General features: G+C 68.8%; 1 protein-coding gene. It reads left to right on the forward strand.

Going from position 1 to position 600, the window contains the following annotated elements; translation table 11 throughout:
- The first annotated feature begins 103 nt into the window (after positions 1-103).
- Positions 104-478, forward strand: a complete 375-nt coding sequence (locus tag CCN29_RS34150) for an RNA polymerase-binding protein RbpA (RefSeq protein WP_003977404.1) — start codon at positions 104-106, stop codon at positions 476-478.
- The last annotated feature ends 122 nt before the right edge of the window (positions 479-600 follow it).

Genomic DNA, 600 nt, shown 5'->3' on the forward strand with positions numbered 1-600 from the left:
AACGGGACTCGGAACGGGAATCTTTACCGCCGACCGGACGTTGACCGGATGACGACGACAGCGACACCTGTCCTGTGGGCGACAAGCCCGGGAGGCACGATTCATGAGTGAGCGAGCTCTTCGCGGCACGCGCCTCGTGGTGACCAGCTACGAGACGGACCGCGGCATCGACCTGGCCCCCCGCCAGGCCGTGGAGTACGCATGCGAGAAGGGGCACCGCTTCGAGATGCCCTTCTCGGTCGAGGCGGAGATCCCGCCGGAGTGGGAGTGCAAGGTCTGCGGTGCCCAGGCACTCCTGGTGGACGGAGACGGCCCGGAGGAGAAGAAGGCCAAGCCTGCGCGTACGCACTGGGACATGCTGATGGAGCGGCGCACCCGTGAGGAGCTCGAAGAGGTCCTCGAGGAGCGTCTCGCCGTTCTGCGGTCCGGTGCGATGAACATCGCGGTGCATCCGCGGGACAGCCGCAAGTCGGCCTGATCCCGGCGGGAGCCCGCCCGGACGCACAGCGACAGGACCGAGGGCGCCGTACCTGTACGGCGCCCTCGGTCCTGTCCGCGTGCCCGGACATACCCGCGTACCCCGGCACACCCGCGTACCCG

Source organism: Streptomyces pseudogriseolus, from assembly GCA_002154585.1.
Classification (GTDB): Bacteria; Actinomycetota; Actinomycetes; order Streptomycetales; family Streptomycetaceae; genus Streptomyces; species Streptomyces pseudogriseolus.

Coding starts and splice junctions, on each gene's coding strand:
- CCN29_RS34150 (WP_003977404.1), top strand. CDS start 104: ATGAGTGAGCGAGCTCTTCGCGGCACGCGCCTCGTGGTGACCAGCTAC.